Origin of the sequence: Bathymodiolus azoricus thioautotrophic gill symbiont, from assembly GCF_001298715.1 — a bacterium.
Classification (GTDB): Bacteria; Pseudomonadota; Gammaproteobacteria; order PS1; family Pseudothioglobaceae; genus Thiodubiliella.
Map to the genome: position 1 here is coordinate 1 of NZ_CDSC02000436.1, position 7,107 is coordinate 7,107.

Below are 7,107 nucleotides of genomic sequence, written 5' to 3' on the forward strand. Positions count from 1 at the left end.
GCCGCTCTTAAAGCCGATGGATCAATCAAAGCCTGGGGGAACTCAAGTTATGGAGGCAAAGGTGCACCTAAGGACAGTGGTTACACCAAAATTTCTTCAACTTATGGAACCTTTGTCGCCCTTAAAGTTAACGGTTCAATCACAGCTTGGGGCTGGCGTGGGGTTGACGGCTCTAAAGATGCGCCCCTGCCCCGAGACAGTGGCTATATTGATATTTATTCAAATCAATTTTCTTTTGCCGCCGTTAAAGCCGATGGATCAATCACAGCTTGGGGGAATCCAAATTATGGAGGCAAAGGTGCACCCGATTAATTAACAGTTTATGCGAATATTGACCATCAGGGTTTACAAAATTTTTATCATTTATTATCATACTGCCAGCTAAATCTAAAAACTAAAAAGGAAAACACAATGAATTTAATGATTATCAACAAAAATATTAACCGTACTTTGCTATTAATAGCGTCTCTTGTTGTCATCACAGTTCACGCCAACGATGACAGCAAATTTTGTAGCATAAAAGCAGAGAATTGGCGTTTTACTGAAGTAGACTATTCTAGTGCTTACAATGATTTTGGCGGGATTTTTAATGCACCAAACTATCCCAATAAAGGTGCCTTTGCTGTCCTTAAGTCCGACGGTTCTATTGTGGCTTGGGGTAGTTCAATTAATGGAGGTAACAATGCACCTAAGAACAGTGGTTATACTAAGATTTATTCAACTGGTCATGCCTTTGCCGCTCTTAAAGATGATGGATCGATTTCAGCTTGGGGAAATGAAGATCACGGAGGTAAAGGCGCACCCACTGACAGTGGCTATACTAAGATTTATTCAAATATGGGTGCCTTTGTTGCTCTTAAAGCCGATGGCTCACTCTCGGCTTGGGGAGATCCAAATAATGGAGGTAAAAAAGCACCTATCGACAAAAGTTACACTAAGGTTTATTCAACTTTCCGTGCCTTTGCTGCTCTTAAGTCCGATGGCTCAATTGTGGCTTGGGGCAATCCAAAGTATGGAGGCACAAAGGCGTTTAAAAATAATTCTTCAAAAGACAAAGACTATACTAAAATTTATTCAAATGGTTACGCCTTTGCTGCCCTTAAAGCTGATGGTTCAATCACAGCTTGGGGAGATGAAAACAATGGAGGCGAAGGGGCGCCTAGAGGTAATGGCTATGTCAAGATTTATTCCACTTATGGTGCTTTTGTTGCGCTTAAAGCTGATGGTTCGATCATGGCTTGGGGTAACTCAGACTCTGGAGGTACAAATGCACCTGTTAACGGTAGCTATGCCAAAATTTATGCAAATAACCATGCTTTTGCCGCCCTTAAAGCTGATGGTACCATTGTGGCTTGGGGTAAGAAAGGCCTTGGAGGCACAAATGCACCCGCTGGTAGTGGTTACACCAAAATTTATGCAAATAATCATGCCTTTGCCGCTCTCAAAGCTGATGGTTCAATCAAGGCTTGGGGTAGCCAAGATCGTGGAGGTAAAGATGCACCTAAAGGTGGTGGCTACACCAAAATTTATTCAACGAATGGCGCCTTTGCCACCCTTAAAGCAGATGGCTCAATCAAGGTTTGGGGCTTGTTAACTCACGGAGGTAAAAGCGCACCCGTTGACGATGGCTACACCAGAATTTATTCAACTTCATACGCCTTTGTTGCCGTTAAAACCCATGGTTCAATCGTAGTTTGGGGTTACCCAAGTCAGGGAGGGGAATTACCTCATTAGGGATCTTTGCATAAAGGGCTAATGCTATAAAGTCCGTATGATGCTAGAAGCAGTCCGTTTATACAATGCGTCTAAACGAGACAAATGTGACACTTGAATGCCAACATTACAGTTTATGTTTAGAGTGAAAATTTTATTGGATCTATCAACCTCTTTAAAGTTTAATTTTATGATTTAATTTTTTAATAAAGCCCTGTTGAAATCACTCGATAGGTTAGTGGTTAGGTGGAATGATTTGCTAAGTTTTTAAGCAATTAATGTTTGCTTCCTTTTTGTTTTTGCAACAGATGATTTGAAAAAAATCCAAAATTAAAGCGCCAGTGTTTGACTGTGAAAATGAAAAAATAAGCCTTCGTATGTATCATTAATCGCATCATATAAAATTAAAGCACCATCTTGATAAGAGGGTAGTGACGAATGTGGATAGCCTTGATTCATATGTATATCGTGTATGTCATTAGGGAAACGCGAGCCATAAGCGATTATCCTAGAGCCATTGTCAGCATCAATATAAGGCTTGATCAAACCAAGAATAGTATCGCTCAATTCTTCTTCAGCTATCTGAGAAAACTGTTCTTTTTCGATAAAGGCATCTTTGATGTAATCTAAAGCGTTTGCTTGATCTTCTGGTTGTAAATAATAAGCGCCGTTACTGAGTGTTGATAAATGCTTGAGAAAATCAGTCTTTAAATCTTTAATATGAGCAAAGAAAACATCAGAGCCGTCATAATCTCTCACATTAACTGCTACCTTAAAGGGGTCTTCAGTCTCATTTTTAATATAAAGATATAAATGTGGATGAGCGCCTTTTTCAAAGTCTTTTAAAGGTGTTCCCGAGATCAATCCATAATGCGAGTAAGAAGGAATAATAATAATTTAATTTAAAAAAATCAGTATTCTACCTTAATCCAAAAAACAAAATATCCCTATCTTTTGCACCGTCTACATTCAAAAAAATAGCCGTTACACTTGTGGGCGGGATTTTGTGTAAACACAAATGGCACAAGGGGAGATGCTATACTGCTCATCTTTATCTTTGGATTAAAGAAACTCTAAATTAGCATAAGCGCTAATTAACCACTTAGTACCTGCAGTTTTAAATTTTACTTGTACTCTGGCACTCTCGCCGTCACCTTCAAAATTAAGCACGGTGCCAAAGCCAAATTTGGAATGTTTAACAGTTCTACCAATAGATAAATCACCGTTTGCTTGTGGCTCAATGTCCTGATTAAAGACATCATCTTTTTGGTAATTTTGTGCTGTTGCGCCATATTTTTGTTTAATCTGATTAAGGTGTTTTTCTGGAAACTCTGATAAAAATCGAGACGGGTAAGCGTAGATTGATTGTCCGTGCAAAAAGCGTTTTATCGCAAATGATATTGTGAGTTTTTTCATTGCTCGTGTCATGCCGACATAGCACAAGCGTCTTTCTTCATCCATTAAATACGGCTCATCTTTGGATTGCCTAGAGGGAAATAAGTCTTCTTCCAAGCCCGCTAAAAATACATAAGGAAACTCCAAGCCCTTGGCAGAGTGAACCGTCATGAGTTGCACATTTTGCGTTGGCGGTACATTGCCATTACCGCTAGAATCAAGCGAAGTTCGAGAAATGTAACCCATGGTTTCATTCATATCACTGTCTTCTTCATGATTGTATTGCTTGGCGTCAGCAATGAGCTCTTCTAAGTTTGCTGTTTTACTGCCTGTTTTATCAGTTTTATCGTTTGAATAATGTGCAACAAGTCCAGATTCCTTAATCAAATAAGCAACTTTTTCAGATAAATCTAAGTGCTCGGTATCGTCTTGCATTTGCTCAATCAGCTGAGTGAATCCAATCAAGGCGTTGGTAGCACGCGTTGGTAAGGTTGATGCCATACTAATCGCCGCTTGGAATAAATTGGTTTGATTTTTACGCGCAAATTCTCGTACTTTTTCAACCGTAGCATTACCGATACCTCGTGTTGGAAAATTAACCACTCGTTCAAAGGCAACGCTATCAGCGGTATTTTCCATAAGGCGTAAATAAGCTAAGGCGTTTTTGATTTCAGCACGCTCAAAGAAGCGCAAACCACCATAAATAATATAGGGGATATTGTATTTAATCAATCGTTCTTCAAAAGCTCTAGATTGTACATTTGAGCGATAAAGAATAGCACACTCATTAGCCGATGCACCATTATCAAGGTGTTTTTGAATGGCACTAACGACAAAATATGCTTCGTCAATTTCTGTGCGCGCTTCATACAAATCAATCAGCTCCCCATCACCAGAATCTGTCCATAGGGATTTACCCATACGATTTGAGTTGCGAGCAATCAGTGCATTTGAAGCTTTTAAAATATGTCCCGTTGAGCGATAATTTTGTTCAAGGCGAATGGTTTGAAGTGGTGCAAAATCTTTTTCGAGTTTAATGATGTTTTCAATTTTTGCACCACGCCAGCCATAAATAGACTGATCATCATCACCTACGCAAAACACTTTGTTTTTACCGTTAAATAACAACTTAACCCATTTGTATTGCATGGTATTTGTGTCTTGAAATTCATCTACTAAAATATGCTCAAAGCGAGTTTGATAGTGTGAAAGCAGAGCTGAGTTATTTTTCAATAATTCATAACTGCGTACCAGTAACTCAGCAAAGTCAATTAAGTCGTTGTCATTACAATGTTTTTCATATAACACGAATACTTCAAGGCTTTTCTTAATAAAATAATTGTGCCCTGCGTCAATATCACCTGGACGAATGCCTTCATCTTTTTGCTGATTAATAAACCATTGAACTTTTTTAACTGGAAACTTGCCTTCGTCCATCTGGTTTTCTTTCATTAGGCGTTTAACAACACGAAATTGGTCTTTCTGGTCAAGAATTTGAAATTGCGAGCTCAAATTTGCCTCAATAGGGTGGGCGCGTAACAGGCGATGCGCCAATCCGTGAAAAGTACCAACCCACATACTCCTGATTGGCCGTCTAAGCAATGTATTCAAACGCTCACGCATTTCATTGGCTGCTTTGTTGGTAAAAGTGACGGCCAAAACAGCATCAATATGAACATTTTTTTGCATGACTAAATACCCAATTCTATGGGTTAGAACTCTGGTCTTTCCAGAGCCTGCACCAGCAAGTATTAAAGCACTTTGTGTGCCATCCAAAGTGACTGCTTGAGATTGCTCGTTATTTAGTTCGTTAACTATTTCAGGTAAATTCATAAATTTTTATTGTCAAATGATTTGCAAATGGTATAATGTTATCTTTCTCTTATATAGATCCAGATCCGAGGTAAGAGTGAAGAATTATAAACATTATATTATTGTAAAGTAAGGAGTATCAGTGATGACATACTACGAAGGCGTGAAAAAAATGGAAGAAATGGGCGTAAATGACAACTACATTCAAGGTTGGGTAGCTGGTTTTTTAAATAACCCTGAGATTGAAGAGCAAAGAATTACTGATGAATGGGAAGCAGGTCATGAAGATGGCAAAGCTCATACAGAAGCAAACTTTGCGAATTTTTGCTAATCACTGATTGCAAAGAAATTTAAAAAAAGCCCGACTGTAGCGGGCTTTTTTATGAATAATAATTGGCAACATAACGCACGCAACACGCTCAAAGGTGCAGATAGTTGCAATGCCTTTTTTCAATCTCAGCAATTTCAAGACCAAGGTTTTCCTATTAAGATTCCTTTGGAATTTGCCAATCTCATTGATAAAGATAACCCTGATGATCCGCTATTAAAGCAAGTTGCCAGTGCACCTATCCAAGCACAAAGTGGTTTTAGTACAGAACCATTAGAAGATGAAAAATACACCCCTGTTGCAGGACTTGTTCATAAGTATCCCAATCGCGTTTTATTGATTACATCTAGAGTTTGCGCTATTCATTGTCAGTATTGTTTTCGGCAGAATTTTAATTACACTGAGCATGATGCAATTAGTAATTATTTAGCAATTGAAGAGTATATTTGCAGTCATTCTCAAATTAATGAAGTGATATTAAGTGGTGGCGACCCTTTGAGTTTGAGTGATGAGAAACTTGCACAACTAATTGGAAAAATTGAGAAAATTTCACACATCAAGAACTTGCGCATCCATACGCGTAGCGCCGTAGTAACACCAAGTCGAATAACCACAAAGCTGATTAAACTATTAAATCATAGTACGCTCAATGTCGTGTTGGTCACTCATGTTAATCATGCTAATGAATTATCAAATGACTTTGCTAAGGCGATACGAGCATTAAGCAATGTCACTTTGCTCAATCAATCGGTTTTGTTAAAAGGTGTGAATGACTGCGTATTGACTTTAAGTAAACTTTCTATGGATTTGTTTGAATTAGGGATCTTGCCTTATTATTTGCATTTACTAGATAAAGTCAGTGGTGCAGAACATTTTTTAGTTGAGGATGAGGCTGCCATTAAATTGCACCGAGAATTGGGCAAAAAACTCAGTGGTTACTTAGTACCCAGACTGGTAAGAGATGAGAATTTAGCAGCAAAAACTTGGCTTTAGCGAATGGCTTTTTCTAAAGTTTTTATATTGATTTCACCCATATACCGATTAATTAATACCCCATCGGGGGTGTAAATATAGGTGGTTGGCATACCCACTATTTTGCCAAATTTTTTGAACTCAGGGCGGTTGTTATCATCGGATAAAACAATAGGGTAATTAACCATAAAACTGTCGGTAAATTCGGTAATTTTATCAACATCGGCCTGTTCATAATCCATACCTAAGATTTCCACTTTGTCCGAATGCTTTTCATAAAAATCAACAAAAGCAGGGATTTCTTTAAGGCAAGGTGGGCACCAAGTTGCCCAAAAATTAACCACCAAGTATTTGCCTTTAACGGTATTATTATTGTGTGTTTTACCGTTTATATCCACTACTGAAAATTGTGGCAGTTGGGTATTTTTTGGAGTGTTGCCTTTAGAAAAAAGATCCCCTAATGTCATTGCATGAACGACACTTAAGGGAAGAATGAGCGCGAGTATAATAAGGATTTTCTTCATAGTGGGATTTAAGTATATGCGTGTAACAATTTATCACAACCCTAGATGTACAAAATCTAGGCTAACTTTAGGTATTTTAGAAGAAAAAGGCATTGACTTTCAAGTAATTAAATATTTAGACGATACGCCATCAACGCAAGAATTAAAAGCACTGCTTAGTGAGTTAGGGTTGGATGCTAGGTCGTTAATGCGAACTTTTGAAGCACCTTATAAAACCAACAATTTGGGTGATGAATCGCTCAGTGAAGATGATTTAATTCAAGCAATGGTTGATAATCCTATTCTTATTGAGCGTCCCATTGTGAGAACTGATAAAGGCACGGTAATTGGACGACCGCCTGAGAATGTATTGGCAATTATTTA

Annotated in this window: 7 protein-coding genes and 1 pseudogene; 5 read left to right on the forward strand and 3 right to left on the reverse strand. The window is 38.3% G+C overall.

The features are described 5' to 3' along the window. A pseudogene (locus BAZSYMA_RS10085) lies at positions 1-312 on the forward strand (RCC1 domain-containing protein); the annotation flags it as partial. 99 nt (positions 313-411) lie between these two features. Then, on the forward strand, positions 412-1,734 hold the full coding sequence (locus BAZSYMA_RS08295) for an RCC1 domain-containing protein (RefSeq protein ID WP_090717833.1): 1,323 nt from the start codon (positions 412-414) through the stop codon (positions 1,732-1,734). 309 nt (positions 1,735-2,043) lie between these two features. On the opposite strand, the gene BAZSYMA_RS08300 is transcribed toward BAZSYMA_RS08295, so the two are convergent. Continuing rightward, on the reverse strand, positions 2,044-2,577 hold the full coding sequence (locus BAZSYMA_RS08300; protein WP_195910168.1) for a DUF2278 family protein: 534 nt from the start codon (positions 2,575-2,577) through the stop codon (positions 2,044-2,046). A 198-nt stretch (positions 2,578-2,775) separates the two neighbouring features. Continuing rightward, positions 2,776-4,941 (reverse strand): DNA helicase II, encoded by a 2,166-nt coding sequence (uvrD, locus tag BAZSYMA_RS08305; RefSeq protein WP_090717839.1) that lies wholly within the window; start codon positions 4,939-4,941, stop codon positions 2,776-2,778. A 124-nt stretch (positions 4,942-5,065) separates the two neighbouring features. Here uvrD and BAZSYMA_RS08310 point away from each other — a divergent pair, with 124 nt between their 5' ends. Both BAZSYMA_RS08310 and BAZSYMA_RS08315 read left to right on the forward strand, forming a co-directional pair. Continuing rightward, the gene (locus BAZSYMA_RS08310; RefSeq protein WP_090717842.1) at positions 5,066-5,251 is read left to right on the forward strand and encodes an Alvin_2107 family globule sulfur oxidation protein; all 186 of its coding nucleotides are present in this window, start codon (positions 5,066-5,068) and stop codon (positions 5,249-5,251) included. A 51-nt stretch (positions 5,252-5,302) separates the two neighbouring features. Beyond that, entirely contained in the window at positions 5,303-6,241 is a 939-nt protein-coding gene (locus BAZSYMA_RS08315; RefSeq protein ID WP_090717844.1) for a KamA family radical SAM protein, read from the forward strand. On the opposite strand, the gene BAZSYMA_RS08320 is transcribed toward BAZSYMA_RS08315, so the two are convergent. Beyond that, the gene (locus tag BAZSYMA_RS08320; RefSeq protein ID WP_237731686.1) at positions 6,238-6,687 is read right to left on the reverse strand and encodes a TlpA family protein disulfide reductase; all 450 of its coding nucleotides are present in this window, start codon (positions 6,685-6,687) and stop codon (positions 6,238-6,240) included. The genes BAZSYMA_RS08315 and BAZSYMA_RS08320 overlap by 4 nt on opposite strands. Positions 6,688-6,760: 73 nt before the next feature. Here BAZSYMA_RS08320 and arsC point away from each other — a divergent pair. Next, on the forward strand, positions 6,761-7,107 hold a 347-nt coding region (gene arsC, locus BAZSYMA_RS08325; protein ID WP_090717850.1), incomplete at its 3' end, for an arsenate reductase (glutaredoxin).